Origin of the sequence: Ramlibacter cellulosilyticus (assembly GCF_014297465.1) — a bacterium.
In the GTDB taxonomy this organism is placed as follows: Bacteria; Pseudomonadota; Gammaproteobacteria; order Burkholderiales; family Burkholderiaceae_C; genus Ramlibacter; species Ramlibacter cellulosilyticus.
Window position 1 is genome coordinate 1,127,376 of record NZ_JACORT010000001.1, and the last position, 16,501, is coordinate 1,143,876.

Annotated in this window: 11 protein-coding genes; 7 read left to right on the forward strand and 4 right to left on the reverse strand. The window is 70.4% G+C overall.

Annotated elements, in window-relative coordinates; genetic code table 11:
• Positions 1-94: 94 nt before the first annotated feature.
• From H8N03_RS05700 to H8N03_RS05730, 7 genes are all read left to right on the forward strand, one after another.
• Positions 95-2,062, forward strand: coding sequence for a DNA topoisomerase IV subunit B (locus tag H8N03_RS05700; RefSeq protein WP_187075127.1), 1,968 nt, complete (start codon positions 95-97; stop codon positions 2,060-2,062).
• Between the two features lie 5 nt (positions 2,063-2,067).
• Positions 2,068-2,619, forward strand: a complete 552-nt coding sequence (locus H8N03_RS05705) for a GNAT family N-acetyltransferase (RefSeq protein WP_187075128.1) — start codon at positions 2,068-2,070, stop codon at positions 2,617-2,619.
• Positions 2,619-3,437, forward strand: coding sequence for a lytic transglycosylase domain-containing protein (locus H8N03_RS05710; protein WP_187075232.1), 819 nt, complete (start codon positions 2,619-2,621; stop codon positions 3,435-3,437). The genes H8N03_RS05705 and H8N03_RS05710 overlap by 1 nt, the downstream gene beginning before the upstream one ends.
• A 50-nt stretch (positions 3,438-3,487) precedes the next feature.
• Positions 3,488-4,651, forward strand: coding sequence for a diguanylate cyclase domain-containing protein (locus tag H8N03_RS05715; protein WP_187075129.1), 1,164 nt, complete (start codon positions 3,488-3,490; stop codon positions 4,649-4,651).
• A gap of 11 nt (positions 4,652-4,662) precedes the next feature.
• The gene (parC, locus tag H8N03_RS05720) at positions 4,663-6,993 is read left to right on the forward strand and encodes a DNA topoisomerase IV subunit A (RefSeq protein ID WP_187075130.1); all 2,331 of its coding nucleotides are present in this window, start codon (positions 4,663-4,665) and stop codon (positions 6,991-6,993) included.
• A complete protein-coding gene (locus H8N03_RS05725) occupies positions 6,993-7,193 on the forward strand; it encodes a hypothetical protein (protein WP_187075131.1) in 201 nt (66 codons plus the stop codon). The genes parC and H8N03_RS05725 overlap by 1 nt, the downstream gene beginning before the upstream one ends.
• 87 nt (positions 7,194-7,280) lie before the next feature.
• Positions 7,281-8,816, forward strand: coding sequence for an SLC13 family permease (locus H8N03_RS05730; protein WP_187075132.1), 1,536 nt, complete (start codon positions 7,281-7,283; stop codon positions 8,814-8,816).
• 9 nt (positions 8,817-8,825) lie between these two features.
• On the opposite strand, the gene H8N03_RS05735 is transcribed toward H8N03_RS05730, so the two are convergent.
• From H8N03_RS05735 to H8N03_RS05750, 4 genes are all read right to left on the reverse strand, one after another.
• Positions 8,826-9,278 carry a RidA family protein gene (locus H8N03_RS05735; RefSeq protein WP_187075133.1) on the reverse strand — a complete coding sequence of 151 codons (453 nt, stop codon included), beginning with the start codon at positions 9,276-9,278 and terminating at the stop codon, positions 8,826-8,828.
• Positions 9,275-10,192, reverse strand: coding sequence for a transglutaminase family protein (locus tag H8N03_RS05740; RefSeq protein ID WP_187075134.1), 918 nt, complete (start codon positions 10,190-10,192; stop codon positions 9,275-9,277). The genes H8N03_RS05735 and H8N03_RS05740 overlap by 4 nt, the downstream gene beginning before the upstream one ends.
• A gap of 2 nt (positions 10,193-10,194) precedes the next feature.
• Positions 10,195-12,768 (reverse strand): circularly permuted type 2 ATP-grasp protein, encoded by a 2,574-nt coding sequence (locus tag H8N03_RS05745; protein ID WP_187075135.1) that lies wholly within the window; start codon positions 12,766-12,768, stop codon positions 10,195-10,197.
• Positions 12,769-12,840: 72 nt separating this feature from the next.
• A complete protein-coding gene (locus tag H8N03_RS05750; RefSeq protein WP_187075136.1) occupies positions 12,841-16,356 on the reverse strand; it encodes a transglutaminase family protein in 3,516 nt (1,171 codons plus the stop codon).
• Between the last annotated feature and the right edge of the window lie 145 nt (positions 16,357-16,501).

Genomic DNA, 16,501 nt, shown 5'->3' on the forward strand with positions numbered 1-16,501 from the left:
TTTTGGCGGGATTGATGAGAGCCGCGCATGAATGTAGGCTAGCCTGTATATCCGTCCAGTGGCGCAAGACGCGCCGACTACAATCCCCACCCCTATGGCCACCAAACCATCCGAGTACTCCGAAGGTTCGATCCGGGTCCTGAAAGGGCTGGAGCCCGTCAAGCAGCGGCCCGGCATGTACACACGTACCGACAACCCCCTGCACGTCCTGCAGGAGGTCCTGGACAACGCCGCCGACGAGGCCCTCGCGGGCCACGGCAAGCGCATCAAGGTCATCCTGCACACCGACGGCTCCGTGAGCGTCGAGGACGACGGCCGCGGCATCCCCTTCGGCCTGCACCCCGAGGAGAAGGCGCCCGTCATCGAGCTGGTCTTCACCCGCCTGCACGCCGGCGGCAAGTTCGACAAGGGCAAGGGCGGCGCCTACAGCTTCTCCGGCGGCCTGCACGGCGTGGGTGTGTCCGTGACCAACGCGCTCGCCAAGCGGCTGGAGGCCACCAGCTACCGTGACGGCGAGGCCGCCACCATCGTGTTCGCCGGCGGCGACGTCGAGGAGAAGCTGAAGAAGCGCAAGGCCGGCCCCGAGGACCGCAAGCAGGGCACCACCGTGCGCGTGTGGCCCGACGCGAAGTACTTCGACACCACCGCGCTGCCGATGAACGAGCTCGCCCACCTGCTGCGCAGCAAGGCGGTGCTGATGCCCGGCGTGACCGTGCAGCTGGTCGACGAGAAGAAGAAGGACACCCAGAGCTGGCAGTACAAGGGGGGTCTGCGCGACTACCTGATGCAGACGCTGCCGGCCGACCCGGTGATCCCGCTGTTCGAAGGCGAGGGCTTCGCCGACAGCAACGAGAACTTCGCCGAAGGCGAGGGCGCCTCCTGGTGCGTCGCCTTCACGGAAGACGGCCAGCCGGTGCGCGAGAGCTACGTCAACCTGATCCCGACCACCGCCGGCGGCACGCACGACAGCGGCCTGCGCGACGGCCTGTTCAACGCGGTCAAGAGCTTCATCGAGCTGCACAACCTGCAGCCCAAGGGCGTGAAGCTGCTGCCCGAGGACGTGTTCGCCCGCGCTTCCTACGTGCTCTCCGCCAAGGTGCTCGACCCGCAGTTCCAGGGGCAGATCAAGGAGCGGCTGAATTCGCGCGATGCGGTGCGGCTCGTGTCCTCGTTCGTGCGCCCGGCGCTGGAGCTCTGGCTGAACCAGCACGTCGAGTACGGCAAGAAGCTCGCCGAGCTCGCGATCAAGGCGGCGCAATCGCGCCAGAAGGCCGGCCAGAAGGTCGAGAAGCGCAAGGGATCCGGCGTCGCCGTGCTCCCCGGCAAGCTGACCGACTGCGAGAGCAAGGACCTCGCGCACAACGAGCTGTTCCTGGTGGAGGGCGACTCCGCCGGCGGCAGCGCGAAGATGGGCCGCGACAAGGAGTCGCAGGCCATCCTGCCGCTGCGCGGCAAGGTGCTGAACACCTGGGAGGTCGAGCGCGACCGCCTGTTCGCCAACACCGAGATCCACGACATCTCCGTGGCGATCGGCGTCGACCCGCACGGCGCGAGCGACACGAACGTGGACCTCTCCGGGCTGCGCTACGGCAAGATCTGCATCCTCTCGGACGCCGACGTCGACGGCTCGCACATCCAGGTGCTGCTGCTGACGCTGTTCTTCCGCCACTTCCCCAAGCTGATCGAGGCGGGCAACGTGTACGTCGCGCGCCCGCCGCTGTTCCGCGTCGACGTGCCGGCGCGCGGCAAGAAGCCCGCGGGCAAGGAGTACGCGCTGGACGAGGGCGAGCTCACGCACATCCTGGACAAGCTGCGCAAGGAAGGCGTGAAGGAAGGCGCCTGGACCATCAGCCGCTTCAAGGGCCTGGGCGAGATGAGCGCGGAACAATTGTGGGAAACCACGCTGAATCCCGACACGCGGCGCCTGCTGCCCGTCCAATTGGGCAAGCTGGATTTCACCGGCACGGAGACACTCATCACCAAGCTCATGGGCAAGGGGGAAGCCGCTGCCCGCCGCGAGCTGATGGAATTGCACGGCGACGCCGTGGAAGTGGACATCTGAGCCCCATGAACACCGCAGCCGCCGCACCCCAGGCCCGCGCCGCGCGGGTGCGCCTGCGCCCCACCATGCAGAGCGACCTGGACTTCGTGCTCTCGCTCGAGCGCGACCCGGACAACCTGCCGTACATCACGCCCTGGGAGCGCATCCAGCACGAGGCGGCGATCCGCTTCCCGGACTTCCGGCACTTCATCATCGAGACGGGCGAAGGGCTCGAAGCCGGCGGCTTCCTGATCTTCGTCGGCTGCCGCAACCAGCACCTGTCGGTGGAACTGAAGCGCATGGTCGTGCGCGACAAGAACCAGGGCTTCGGGCGCGCGGCGCTGCGCGTGGCCAAGAAGATCGCCTTCGACGACCTGGGCGCGCACCGCTTCTGGCTGGACATCAAGAAGCGCAACTTGCGGGCGAAGGGCCTCTACGACAGCGAAGGCTTCGTCTTCGAGGGCGAGCTGCGCGAGGCCGTCAAGGTGGAAGGCGGCTACGACTCCCTGGTGGTGATGTCCATGCTGCAGGAAGAGTTCGCCTCGCGCCGCAGTCGCGCGATGGAGCTGCAGGGATGATGCGACGCCTCGCCTGCGCCGTGCTCTTCGCCGCTGCCCTGGCCGCGTCACCCGCGCGCGCGGAGGTCTGGGGCTACGTCGACGAGAAGGGCGTGGCGCACTTCGCGGCGGAGCAGCTCGACGCGCGCTACGAGCTGTTCTTCCGCGGCGGCGAAAGCTTCGACACCGCCGAAGGCGTGCAGACGCCGCGCGAGGTCGCCGTCCCGACGAAGTCCGCCAGCAAGCTGCTCGCGTACTTCGACATCTCCCCGAGCTACAAGCAGGTGAAGCACCACCTGCGCGAGGCTTCGCGCGAGCACGGCATCGACCTCGAGCTGCTGCAGGCCCTGATCGCCACCGAGTCGGGTTTCGACACGGCGGCGGTCTCGCCGAAGGGCGCGGTCGGCCTGATGCAGATCATGCCCGCCACGGCCGAACGCTACGGCGTGCGCGGCGACGGCAAGACGCCGGTCGCGCGCAAGCTCGTCGACCCCCGCACCAACGTCCGCACCGGCACGCGCTACCTGCGCGACCTGATCCGCATGTTCCCCGGCCGGCTGGAGCTGGCGCTCGCGGCCTACAACGCCGGCGAGGGGGCAGTGCAGCGCGCGGGCAACCGCATCCCCAATTACCGCGAGACCCAGAACTACGTGAAGACGGTCATGCAGCTGTACGGCATGCTGAAACCGCCGGCCATGACGGCGTCGTCCGGGGGCAGTCCCCCGAAGCGCGTGCAGATGGAATTGCCCGGCCCCGCGGCGCGGCGCAACCTGCCGCCCGGGATGGCCGCCGCCGCGCCGCCACCGGGTCCCGAGGCCGAAACCGTGCTCGATTACTGACGCATGCCGCATCGGAACGACAGCGGCCGCGGCCAGGGAGGGCCGAGCCGGTGAACGCGCAGATCGATCCCGCGCAGCTCTGGCTGGGCGCCTGCGTCGGCGCGCAGGTGCTGCTGGTGTTCCTCACCGTCATCCAGGCCAACACCTACGGCGAGCGGGGCCTGCTGCTGCACGCCGCCGCCACGCTGATGGCGGTCGTCGCGGTGCAGGCGCTCGTGGGCAACCACCCCCTGCTGCACCCCGCCGTGCTCCTGCTGGTGCCGGCGCTCGCCGGCCTGCAGCTCATGGAGCTCATGAGCCATGCGGGCGGCATGCGCAAGGCGCGGCGCTGGCTGCTGGCGACGAGCGTCGGCGTGCTGCCGGTGATGGCCGTGGCCGCGCTCTACACCGAGTGGGCGCTGGCGGCCGGCCTGGTGCTCTGGCTCGCGGTGGTGGTGCTGCTGCTGCTGCGTGCCTGGCGCCAGAGCAACCCGTGGATCTGGTGGCTGGTGCCCGCGCTCGCGGCGCTGGTCGGCGCCGGCATCGAGATCGTGGCCGACGTGCCGCCCTACGACCTGGACGACGCCGTGCTGGCGGCGGGCCTGCTCACGGTGTGGGCCGGCTGCACCTACCTGGCCACGGTCTGGCGCGGCCGCATCTTCGGCGAGACCCGCGCCCGCATCAACGCGCGCAACACGGTCGACCCGCTCACCGGGCTGGCCACGCCGATGGTGCTGGCCGAGCGCATCCTCGCCGCGCGCCACCTCACGCGCCGCTACGGCCATCCGAGCGTGGTGATGCTGGTGCACATCGAGAACCTCCCGGCGCTGGCGGCGGAATTCGGCCCGGAGGCGGCGGAGTCGGCCGTGCTCGCCGCGGCGAACCGCGTGCGCGAGTCGCTGCTGCGCGGCGGCGACGTCGCGGCCCGCGTGGCGCACGCGCGCATCGGCGTGCTGGCCGAGGGCGCGGCGCCGCCGGAAGCGGCCGCCACGGTGGCGACGCGCATCCTCGTGGCCGGGCTGAAGGAACCGCTGGCGGCCGCGCGCGCGGAATACCTGCGCTTCCGCATCGTGCTGGCCGCGGTGCCGGCGGACGAGACTCCGCCCCGGCGCTTGCTGTACAAACTGAACCAGCGCATGGACCAGGAGCTGCGCGGCGGTTCCGAACGGCGCATCGCGACGATGTCGCAGGACGAACTGCTGCAGCCAACGGCACCTTCCCCCTTGACCCCCTAGAAGAAGACACCATGGAGCAGGAACTCATCACCTTCGGCAACGGCGACGACGGCAGCGGGCTGGACCTGGCGAGCTACGCGCAGCGCGCGTACCTCGAATACGCCCTCAGCGTCGTCAAGGGCCGTGCGCTCCCCGACGTGGCCGACGGCCAGAAACCCGTGCAGCGGCGCATCCTGTACTCGATGTACCGCATGGGCCTTGCCTTCGGCGGCGGCAACGCCGGCGCCAAGCCCGTGAAGAGCGCGCGCGTCGTCGGCGACGTGCTGGGCCGCTTCCACCCGCACGGCGACCAGGCCGCGTACGACGCGCTCGTGCGCATGGCGCAGGACTTCGCGCAGCGCTATCCGCTGATCGACGGCCAGGGCAACTTCGGCAGCCGCGACGGCGACGGCGCCGCGGCGATGCGCTACACCGAAGCGCGCCTGGCGAAGATCGCCAACCTGCTGCTCGACGAGATCGACGAGGGCACGGTCGAATTCGTCCTCAACTACGACGGCAGCACGCAGGAGCCGGTGGTGCTGCCCGCGCGCCTGCCGTTCGCGCTGCTCAATGGCGCCAGCGGCATCGCTGTGGGCCTCGCGACCGAGATCCCTTCGCACAACCTGCGCGAGGTGGCGGAAGCCTGCGTCGCGCTGGTCAAGAACCCGAAGCTGTCCGACGAGGACCTGTTCACGCTGGTGCCCGGGCCGGACTATCCGGGTGGGGGCCAGATCATCTCCAGCGCGAGCGACATCGCGGAGGCCTACGCCAGCGGCCGCGGGTCGCTGAAGGTGCGCGCCCGCTGGAAGATCGAGGACCTCGCGCGCGGCCAGTGGCAGATGGTCGTGACCGAGCTGCCGCCGGGCGTGAGCACGCAGAAGGTGCTGGAGGAAATCGAGGAGCTCACCAACCCCAAGGTCAAGGCAGGCAAGAAGGCGCTGTCGCAGGACCAGGTGCAGATGAAGCAGACCATCCTGGCGGTGCTGGACACGGTGCGCGACGAGTCGAGCAAGGACGCGCCGGTGCGCCTGGTGTTCGAGCCCAAGACCAGCAAGATCGACCAGCAGGAACTCACGACCACGCTGCTCGCGCACACCTCGCTGGAGACGTCGGCGCCGATCAACCTCACCATGGTGGGCCTCGACGGCAAGCCGGTGCAGAAGTCGCTGCGGCAGATGCTCACGGAGTGGATCGAGTTCCGCCAGCGCACCATCGAGCGCCGCTCGCGGCACCGCCTCGACAAGGTGCTGGACCGCATCCACATCCTCGAAGGCCGGCAGCTGGTGCTGCTGAACATCGACGAGGTGATCCGCATCATCCGGCACAGCGACGAGCCGAAGCAGGCGCTGATCGCGCGCTTCCACCTCACCGACCGCCAGGCCGAGGACATCCTCGAGATCCGCTTGCGCCAGCTGGCGCGGCTGGAAGCGATCAAGATCGAGCAGGAGCTGAAGGAACTGCGCGGCGAGCAGGCGAAGCTGGAGGAGATCCTCGGCTCGCCCGCGGCGCTGCGCCGCCTGATGGTCAAGGAGATCGAGGCGGACACCAAGACCTTCGGCGATGCGCGCCGCACGCTGATCCAGGCCGAGAAGAAGGCCGTGGCGGAAGTGAAGGTGGTCGACGAGCCGGTGACGGTGGTGGTCTCGCAGAAGGGCTGGGTGCGCGCCCGCCAGGGCCACGGCCACGACGCGGCGAGCTTCGCGTTCAAGGCCGGCGACGGCCTGTACGGCACCTTCGAGTGCCGCACGGTCGACACCTTGCTCGCCTTCGGCAGCAACGGGCGCGTGTACTCCGTGCCGGTCTCCATCCTCCCCGGCGCGCGCGGCGACGGCCAGCCGCTCACGACCTTCATCGAGCTGGAGTCGGGCACGCAGCTCGTGCACTACTTCGCGGGCGCGCCCACGGCGTGGCTGCTGCTGTCCAACTCGGGCGGCTACGGCTTCCTGGCGCAGGTGGAGAACATGGTCTCGCGCCAGAAGGGCGGCAAGTCCTTCCTGTCGCTGGGCGCGGGCGAGACGGTCTGCCGTCCCTCGGCGGCCAACGTGCCGCCGCAGATCCCGGCCACGCACGTGTGCTGCGCTTCGACCGGCAAGCGCATCCTGACCTTCGAGATCTCCGAGCTCAAGCCCATGGCCAATGGCGGCCGCGGCCTGATGCTGATGGACCTGGAGCCGAAGGAGGAACTCGCGGGCGCGGCGGCCTATACGCGGTCCGTGCGCATCACGGGCCTGGGCCGCGGCGACAAGGACCGCGAGGAGGTGCTCGAGGTGCGCTCGCTGAACAACGCGAAGGGCGCGCGCGGCCGCAAGGGCAAGGTCGCCGACCTCGGGTTCAAGCCGCTGTCGGTCACGCGCGTCGAGTGATGGAACGCCGGCGCCTGCGCGCGGGCCAGCCGATCACGCCCCAGGAGTTCGACGAGCTGTCGGACGAGGAGCTGGAGCGGCTGGTGCCGAAGAAGTACCGAGAGTTCTTCCCCGGCAAGGACGCGTGCGCCGACGGCTTCTTCTACCTGCACGACGGCACGGCGTACAGCTTCTACCGGGGCGGGTTGCTGGACGAATGACGCCGGCCCACGAAGTGCAGTTGAGCTAGATCAGGTCGCCGGGTGCCGGCGCGGTGGAGCATGGCGCGAAACCACGGAGGGCCCCCCATGAGCACGACCGCGATCCAGCCACCCGGTACGCCGGCTGCCGGCGCCGCAACCCCGGCGCACGGCGGCCTTCTCCCCCGCATCGGGCTGCTCGCCGCCGTCGCGGCACTGGTGTTGATCCTGCTGCTGCCCGCGCAGGAGAAGCTGCCCGTCTCCGGGCAGGTCATGCTGGGCATCCTGGCTTTCGCCGTGATCGTCTGGATGACCGAGGCGCTCGACTACGCGGTGAGCGCCGTCGTGATCGCCGCGCTCATGGTCTTCCTGCTCGCCTTCGTTCCCGACGCCGCGAAGCCGGCCGGGCCCGCGATGGGGACGGGGGCGGCGCTGACGCTGGCCTTGTCCGGGTTCTCCAGCAGCGCGGTGGCCCTCGTCGCCGCGGCCTGCTTCATCGCCGCCGCCATGACGGCCACCGGCCTGGACCGGCGCATCGCGCTGCGCGTGCTCTCGCGCATGGAGGCGCGCACGAGCCGCATCGTGATCGGCGCCATGGTGGTCGGCTTCCTGCTGGCGTTCATCGTCCCGAGCGCCACCGCGCGCGCCGCGTGCCTCATGCCGATCATGATCGGCTTCATCCATGCCTTCGGCGTGGAGCGCCGCAGCCGCTTCGCCGCGCTGCTGGTGATCACCGCGGCGCAGACGGTGAGCGTGTGGAACATCGGCATCAAGACGGCCGCGGCGCAGAACATGGTGGCGATCGGCTTCCTGGAAAAGCAGTTCGGCACCGGCATCACCTGGACCGAGTGGTTCATCGCGGGCGCGCCGTTCTCGGCGCTGCTGTCGGTGGCGCTCTACTTCATCATGACCCGCATGCTCCGTCCGGAGGTCGAGGAGATCCGCGGCGGCATGGCGGGCATCCGCGAGCAACTGGCCGCCCTCGGGCCCATGACCCCGGCGCAGTGGAAGCTGCTCGCCCTCGTGCTGCTCCTGCTCGGGTTCTGGTCCACCGAAGGCGTGCTGCACAGCTTCGACACCTCGTCGACGACGATCGCCGCCATCGCCCTGATGCTGATGCCGGGCATCGGCGTGATGGACTGGAAGGCGTCGCAGAAGGGCTTCCCCTGGGGCACCGTGGTGCTGTTCGCCGTGGGCATCAGCGTGGGCACCGCGCTGCTGAAGACGCAGGCGGCGGCCTGGCTCGCCAACCTGATCGTCACGCACCTGGGGCTGCAGCAGGCGAGCGCCTTCGCCATCCTGCTGCTGCTCTCGGTCTTCCTGATCGTGATCCACCTGGGCTTCGCCAGCGCCACGGCGCTGGCGTCGACCATGATCCCCATCATCATGAGCGTGCTCGGCACCGTGCAGACCCCGGGGCTGAACGTGGTCGGCATGACGATGCTGCTGCAGTTCGTGGTCAGCATCGGCTTCATCCTGCCGGTGAACTCGCCGCAGGCGATGATCGCCTACGGCACCGACACCTTCGCGGCGCGCGACTTCGTGCGCACCGGCGTCGTGATCACGGCGGCTGCGCTCGTGCTGCTGGTCGTGTTCGCGCTGACCTACTGGCCGTGGATGGGGTACATGACCGTGGAGCGCTGAGCGCGCGCCTCAGACTTCGGCGATCAGCTCGATCTCCACGCAGGCACCCGTCGGGATCTGCGCGACGCCGAAGGCGCTGCGCGCGTGGGCGCCCTTGTCGCCGAAGACCTGGCCGAGGAGCTCGCTCGCGCCGTTGGTGACCAGGTGGTGCTCGGTGAAGTCCGGCGCGGAGTTCACCAGGCTCATCACCTTCACGATGCGCTTGACGTTGTTCAGGTCACCCACCGCGGCCTGCAGCGTCCCCATCAGGTCGATGGCGATCGCGCGAGCGGCCTGCTTGCCTTCCTCGGTCTGCATGGTCTTGCCCAGCTGGCCGACCCAGGACTTGCCGTCCTTCTTCGCGATGTGGCCGGAGAGGAAGACGAGATTGCCCGTGCGCACGAAAGGCACGTAGGCGGCCGCGGGCGTGGCGACCGGGGGCAGGGTGATGTTCAGTTCCTTCAGCTTGTCGTAGACGTTCATGGTTCGCTCCTTGGTGCCGCGATCATGCCGCCATTCTCGGCGGGCGTGACGGTGACGGCTACGCGCAGGGTGTGGTGCGCTCCGCCGTGGATCACGCCGCGCATGGGCGACACGTCGGCGTAGTCCCGGCCGATGGCGAGCGTCACGTAGTCTTCGCCGGGGCTGCGGTCGTTGGTCGGGTCGAGGTCCACCCACTGGCCGCCGCTTTCCGCGCCGGGCAGGTACACCGAGACCCAGGCGTGCGAAGCGTCGCAGCCCACCAGCCGCGGCCGCCCGGGCGGCGGCTCCGTCAGCAGGTAGCCGCTCACGTAGCGCGCGGACAGGCCCAGGCTGCGCAGGCAACCCAGCATGACGTGCGCGAGGTCCTGGCAGACGCCCTTGCGCAGCGCGAGCGCTTCCAGGGCGGGCGTGTTGACGTCGGTGGCCGTCGTTTCGTACTCGAAGTCGGCGTGGATGCGCGCCATCAGGTCGCGCGCCGCCTCCAGCAGCGGCCGCCCCTTCGCGAAGCTGGGCTGCGCGTAGGCGACGAAGGCCGCATCGCGCGGCGTGTAGGGCGACGCGAACGCGAATTCCGCGGCCGGGTCGTAGCGCGTGTTGCGGTGGTAGCGCAGGCGCTCCACCCCCTCTTCCCACGGGAGGCTGCTCGCGGGTTCCTCGGCGGCCGACGTCGACACGAGGCTGTCCGCCACCACGCGCAGCGAGTCGTGCGCGTATTCCAGGCTGAAGAAGGTGCGCGTGTTGCCGAACACGTCGAGCGATTCGGTGCGCTGCACCGGCGCCGGATCCACCGCGAGCCGGTGGCCCAGGACCTCCTGCGTCGGCAGCGCGAGCGGCTTGAGGTGCGCCATGTGCTGCGCGGTGCGCACCATCGGCGCGTAGTCGTAGGCGGTCTCGTGGACGACGTGCAGCAGCATGTTCAGGCGCCCACCGTGTAGCGCGCGTCGGCGGAGTGGGCGAAGTAGCGCGCGCTGAGGTCGTCGGAGAGCCGGAACGACGCGTCGACGCATTGCTGCAGCAGTTCCAGCAGCGCGGCGTGGCGGCCGCGGGCGTCGCGCTCGCACAGGGCTTCCAGCGTCCAGTGCTGCGGGTCGGGGACGACCATCGCCATCACCGGCATCACGCCCGCCGGCGAATTGGCCAGGCGCGCGAGGCGGCCGCGCAGCGTCTGCGCGACCCAGCCGAGCGAGCGGGGGTTGTCGCGGTCGAGCACCAGCAGGTCGACGAGCGCGGCGACGTCGTGCCGCTGCTGGTACTGCGCGTGGAAGGTGATGGTGCTGTCGAAGAGCGCGACCACGGCTTCGTAGCCCGCGTCGTCGTGCACGGCGCCGGTCTCGAAAGCGCTCGCCAGGGCACGCGCGAGGAAGCCGAGGCGTTCGAGATGGCGCCCCGTGGACAGCAGCCGCCAGCCGTCGTCGCGCGTCATGCGGTCCGTCTGCGCGCCCGTCATCGCGGCCGTGTGGCTGGAGAGGACCTCCAGCACGCGCATGGCCTCCACCGAGGAGTAGTCGCCTTCCTTCGCGCAGGCCGCGCAGGCGCGCTGGAACTCCTGCTCCGCGCGCACGATCAGGTTCCACTGCTCCAGCGACAGGCGTTCGCGCACGGCCGCGGCCGCGCCGCGCACCGCGGACAGGTTGTAGCCCACGCTCGCCGCCTTCGTGCCGGCGAGGCCGGCGATGATGGAGCGCTCGAAGACGCGCCGCGCCTGCGTCGCGGCGGGCACCGCCCGCAGCACCAGCCCGTTCGCGACGGCGCTGTCGCCCAGCCATGCGAGCAGCGGCTGCGAGCCCTGGTCCTCGCCGTTGAGGGATTCGATGGCGAGCCGCGCGAGCCGCGCCGTGTTCTCCGTGCGTTCCGTGTAGCGCCCGAGCCAGAACAGGTTTTCCGCCGCGCGGCTGGTGACGGTGCGGTTGCGGTGCGGCGTGTCGACCGCCGGGTGCTCGTGGTGCAGCAGGCTGGTGCGGTCCACCTCGCCATCGGTGAGCACCCAGCAGTCGGCGCTGCTGCCGCCGCGCTGCATCGAGGCGATGTCGAAGTCGCGCGAGCCGATGCGCGTGAGCCCGCCGGGCAGCACGCGCCAGCCTTGCGCACCGTCGGACACCGCGAACACGCGCAGCACGAGCGAGCGCGGCACGATGCGGTCGCCCTGCGGGCTCGCGTTCCAGGTCGGCATCTGCGACAGCGGCAGCCACGCCTGCACCGTGACCTCGTCGGGCTCGCGGCGGATGCGCGCGGCCCACTCCTCCAGGCGCGGGCGCGACAGGGTGCGCCCGAGCACCGCGCCCGCACCGGCGCCGCCGTAGGTGGACTTGATCACGCTCTGGCCCAACTGCGGCAGCACCGACAGCATGGCCGCCCGCTCGCCGCACCACCACGTGGGCAACGCGGGCAGCCGCAGCTCCTCGCCGAGCAGCTGCCGGCTGAGGGCGGGCAGGAAGCCGAGCAGCGCGCTCGACTCGAGGAAGCCCGAGCCGGGGCTGTTGGCCACGAGCACGTTGCCCGCGCGGATCGCCTGCAGCAGGCCGGGCACGCCGAGGTGCGAGTCGGCGCGCAGCTCCAGCGGGTCGAGGAACTCGTCGTCCAGGCGCTTGAGCACCCCGTGCACCGGCTCCAGGCCTTTCAGCGTCTTGAGGTACAGGCGCGCGTCGCGCACCGTGAGGTCGCTGCCTTCGACGAGCGTGAGGCCCAGGTAGCGGGCGAGGTAGGCGTGCTCGAAGTACGTCTCGTTGTAGGGACCCGGCGTGAGCAGCACGATGCGCGGCTCGCTTTCGCCGCCGGGGCACAGCCGCACGAGGCTTTCGAGCAGCGCGCGGTAGGTCGCGGCCAGCCGCTGCACCTTCAGGTCGCGGAAGGCTTCGGGGAACAGGCGCGAGATGATCAGCCGGTTTTCCAGCAGGTAGCCGAGGCCGGAGGGCGCCTGCGTGCGCTGCGCGAGCACCCACCAGGCGCCGTCCGCGTCGCGCCCGAGGTCGAAGGCGGCGATGTGCAGGTGGCGGCCGCCCGCGGGCTTCGCGCCGTGCATGGCGCGCAGGTAGCCCGGATGCCCGTGCACGAGCGCGGGCGGCAGCAGGTTGCGCGCGAGCAGGGTCTGCGCGCCGTACACGTCGCCGAGGATGCCTTCGAGCAGGCGCACGCGCTGCAGGACGCCGGCTTCGATGCGCTGCCAGCATTGCGGCGTGAGGATCAGCGGAAAGAGGTCCAGCGACCACGGCCGCTGCGGCCCGCCCTTGTCCGCGTAGACGTTGTAGGTGATGCCGTTGTCGCGCACCTGGCGCTGCAGGTCGGTGGTGCGCCGGTTCAGGTCCGCGAAGCCCTCCGGTCCCAGCTGCTCGAAGAAGCGCGCCCACGCGGCATCCGGCAGGGCGTCGCCGCCGGCGCCGCCGCGCAACTCGTCGTAGTGCCCGGGCGCGGCCGGCGGGGCCAGGGCCGCGGCGAGCGCCGCTGGCGTCTCACCGGCCTGGGGGCCGAACAGCGAGTCGTTGGTGAGGTCCACTTCGCCGCGATTGTCCCATCGGCGCCCTCCTGCGCGCCGTTTGCTGTTGCACGCGGCCGACGCCGCGTGCCATCAGCTCGACGGAGGACGCCGCAGGTCCAGCGTGAAGGGGAACTCGCGGCTGGCCGGCACGTGGATGGTCGCCGGCGGCACCTGCAGGCGGCCCGCCGAGTGCCCCATGCGGAAGAAGCGCGAGAGGCGGCGGCTTTCCGCTTCGTACGCGTTCACCGGGAAGGTCACGTAGTTGCGGCCGCCCGGGTGCGCCACGTGGTACTGGCAGCCGGCCACGGAGCGGTTCATCCAGGTGTCGACGAGGTCGAAGGTGAGCGGCGCGTGCACGCCGATCGTCGGATGCAGTGCCGACGGCGGCTGCCACGCGCGGTAGCGCACGCCCGCGACGAACTCGCCCTGGGTGCCCGTGGGCTGCAGGGGCAGGGCGCGACCGTTCACGGTGATGACGTGGCGGCTCTCGTTGAGGCCGGTCACCTTCACCTCGATGCGCTCCAGGGAAGAGTCGACGTAGCGCACGGTGCCGCCGATGGCGCCTTCCTCGCCCATCACGTGCCAGGGCTCGAGCGCGTTGCGCAGCGTGAGCTCCATGCCCAGGGCCTGCAGGTCGCCGGCGACCGGGAAGCGGAACTCGAAGTGCGGCGCGAACCAGGCCGGGTCGAAGGCGAAGCCGGCCTGCTTCATCTCCGCGAGCACGTCCTGCAGGTCCATCCAGATGAAGGTGGGCAGCAGCCAGCGGTCGTGGAGCTCGGTGCCCCAGCGCGTGACGGGCGCGCGGTAGGGTTCGCGCCAGAAGCGCGCGACCAGCGCGCGGATCAGCAGCTGCTGCACGATGCTCATGCGCGCGTGCGGCGGCATCTCGAACGCGCGCAGCTCCAGCAGCCCGAGGCGGCCGGTGGGCCCGTCGGGCGAGTACATCTTGTCGATGCAGAACTCGCTGCGGTGCGTGTTGCCGGTGACGTCGACGAGGATGTTGCGCAGCGTGCGGTCCACCAGCCAGGGCGGCATCGCTTGCCCGTGCACCTGGCGGTTGCGCTCGATCTCCTTCAGGGCGATCTCCAGCTCGTAGAGCTGGTCGTTGCGCGCTTCGTCCACGCGCGGCGCCTGGCTGGTCGGGCCGATGAAGAGGCCGCTGAACAGGTAGCTGAGGCTCGGGTGGTTGTGCCAGTAGAGCAGCAGGCTCGCGAGCAGCTCGGGCCGGCGCAGGAAGGGCGAGTCCGCCGGCGTGGCGCCGCCCAGCACGAAGTGGTTGCCGCCGCCGGTGCCGGTGTGGCGGCCGTCGGTCATGAACTTCTCGGCCGAGAGGCGGGTCTCGAAGGCAGCCTGGTACAGGAACTCGGTGTGGGCTACGAGCTCGTTCCAGTCGTGCGCCGGGTGGATGTTCACCTCGATCACGCCGGGGTCCGGCGTGACCTGCAGCAGCTTCAGGCGCGGGTCGCGCGGCGGCGGGTAGCCTTCCAGCACGAGCTGGATGTGCAGCTCCTGCGCGGTCGCCTCGATCGCGGCCAGCAGCTCCAGGTAGTCCTCCAGGCGCGCGAGCGGCGGCATGAAGACGTAGAGCACGCCGCTCTTGCCGCCCGCCTCGCGTTCGGCCTTCGGGCCGTTGGCGCGCTGCGGGTCGCGCACTTCCACGCACAGCGCGGTGCGCGTGATCCAGTGGGCGGACTCCTTCCGCGCGGGGACGCGCGTGTCGACCGTGCGGGCGTGCGAAGGCTCACCCAGTCCCCGCAGGTTCGCCTGCTCCGCATCTTCGTAGGCGGGGTTGCCGTAGGCTGGGTTGCCGAAGGCACCCCAGCGCTCCGCGCGGCCCACCATCCCCCCCTCCGCAATCCGCGGATCGCCCGCCGGAAACTGCGAAAGCACTTGCGTCGCCACCGGCAGCGGGGCCCTCTGCTCGAAAGGATCCCTCGGGATCAGGTGCGGATAGTCGCCGCGGCTCACCCAGGGCAGGGAATCGAGCGGCAGGCGGTAGCCCATGGGCGAGTCGCCGGGCACGAGGTACATGCGCTCGTCGCGGAGGAACCAGGGGCCGGTCTGCCAGCGCGGGCCGGAGAGCTCGGGCGCGTCCTCGTCCCGCGCCTGCAGGGGCAGGGCGTAGCCGACCACCGAACCGAGCTTCTGCTCGAAGACCCGGCGCAGGCGCGCGCGTTCGAGCTCGTCGTCCAGGCGCGCGTCGAGCGGGTCGACGTTGACGGGCAGCTTGCGCTCGCGCCACAGGTAGTAGAAGACGTCCTCGTAAGCGGGCTGCACGTACTGGTCGCTGATGCCCAGGCGCGCGGTGACGCTGCGCAGGAAGCGCTGCGCGTCCTCCGTCGTGTAATGCGCGGGCTGGCGTTCGTCCGCGAACAGCTCCGGGTTGCGCCAGCAGGGCTCGCCGTCGGTCCGCCAGCAGATGGACAGCGCCCAGCGCGGAAGCTGCTCGCCCGGATACCACTTGCCTTGCCCGAAGTGCAGGAAGCCGCCGTGCCCGTATTCGGCGCGCAGCTTGTGCACCAGTTCGGTGGCGTAGCCGCGCTTGGTGGGACCGAGCGCGTCGGTGTTCCATTCGGCCGCGTCGCGGTCGGCGACGGCGACGAAGGTCGGCTCGCCGCCCATGGTCAGGCGCACGTCGCCGGCCTGCAGCTCGCGGTCCACGGCGGTGCCGAGCGCGAGCACCTCCTGCCACTGCTCCTCGGTGTACGGCCTGGTGACGCGCGGCGATTCGTGGATGCGCGTCACCTGCATGTGGTGGCTGAACTCCACCTCGCATTCGTCGATGAGCCCTTCGATCGGCGCGGCGCCGGAGGGCTGCGGCGTGCACGCCAGCGGGATGTGGCCCTCGCCCGCGAGCAGGCCCGAGGTGGGATCGAGCCCGATCCAGCCGGCGCCGGGCAGGTAGACCTCGCACCAGGCGTGCAGGTCGGTGAAGTCCACCTCCGTGCCGCTCGGCCCTTCCAGCGCCTTGACGTCCGGCTTCAGCTGGATCAGGTAGCCGGAGACGAAGCGCGCGGCCAGGCCGAGGCGGCGAAGCAGCTGCACCATCAGCCAGCCGCTGTCGCGGCAGGAGCCGCTGGCGAGCTCCAGCGTCTGTTCCGGCGTCTGCACGCCGGGCTCCATGCGGATCAGGTACTTCACGTCCTGCTGCAGCTGCTGGTTGAGCGCCACCAGGAAGTCGATGGTGGACTTCGGGGAGCGGTCGATCTTCTCCAGGTAGGCCTGCACCAGCGGCGTGAGGGGCTCGCAGGCGAGGTAGGGCACCAGTTCCTCGGCGACCTCGGGCTCGTAACTGAACGGGAACTTCTCCGCGCTCGGCTCCAGGAAGAAGTCGAAGGGGTTGTAGACCGCCATCTCGACGACGAGGTCGACGGTCACCTTGAAGCCGGTCGTCTTCTCCGGGAAGACCAGGCGCGCCTGGTAGTTGGCGAAGGGGTCCTGTTGCCAGTTGATGAAGTGCTTGGCGGGCTCGACGCGCAGCGAATAGGAGATCACCTTGCTGCGGCAGTGGGGTGCCGGCCGCAGGCGGACGGTCTGCGGCCCGAGGTTCACTGCCCGGTCGTATCTGTAGTGCGTGACGTGGTTCAGGGCAGCGTGGATGGCCATGGCGAAGCATCGTAGCAACGACCGCGCCAACGATGGGGTAGCGAGGCGGCGACAAAGCTGTCGACCGGCTGGCGGTCCAGCGCTGCCGTTCCTCGGCAGCACGTGTAACAAGGTCCGGTGGCGTGGACAGGTACCGGTCGGGGTC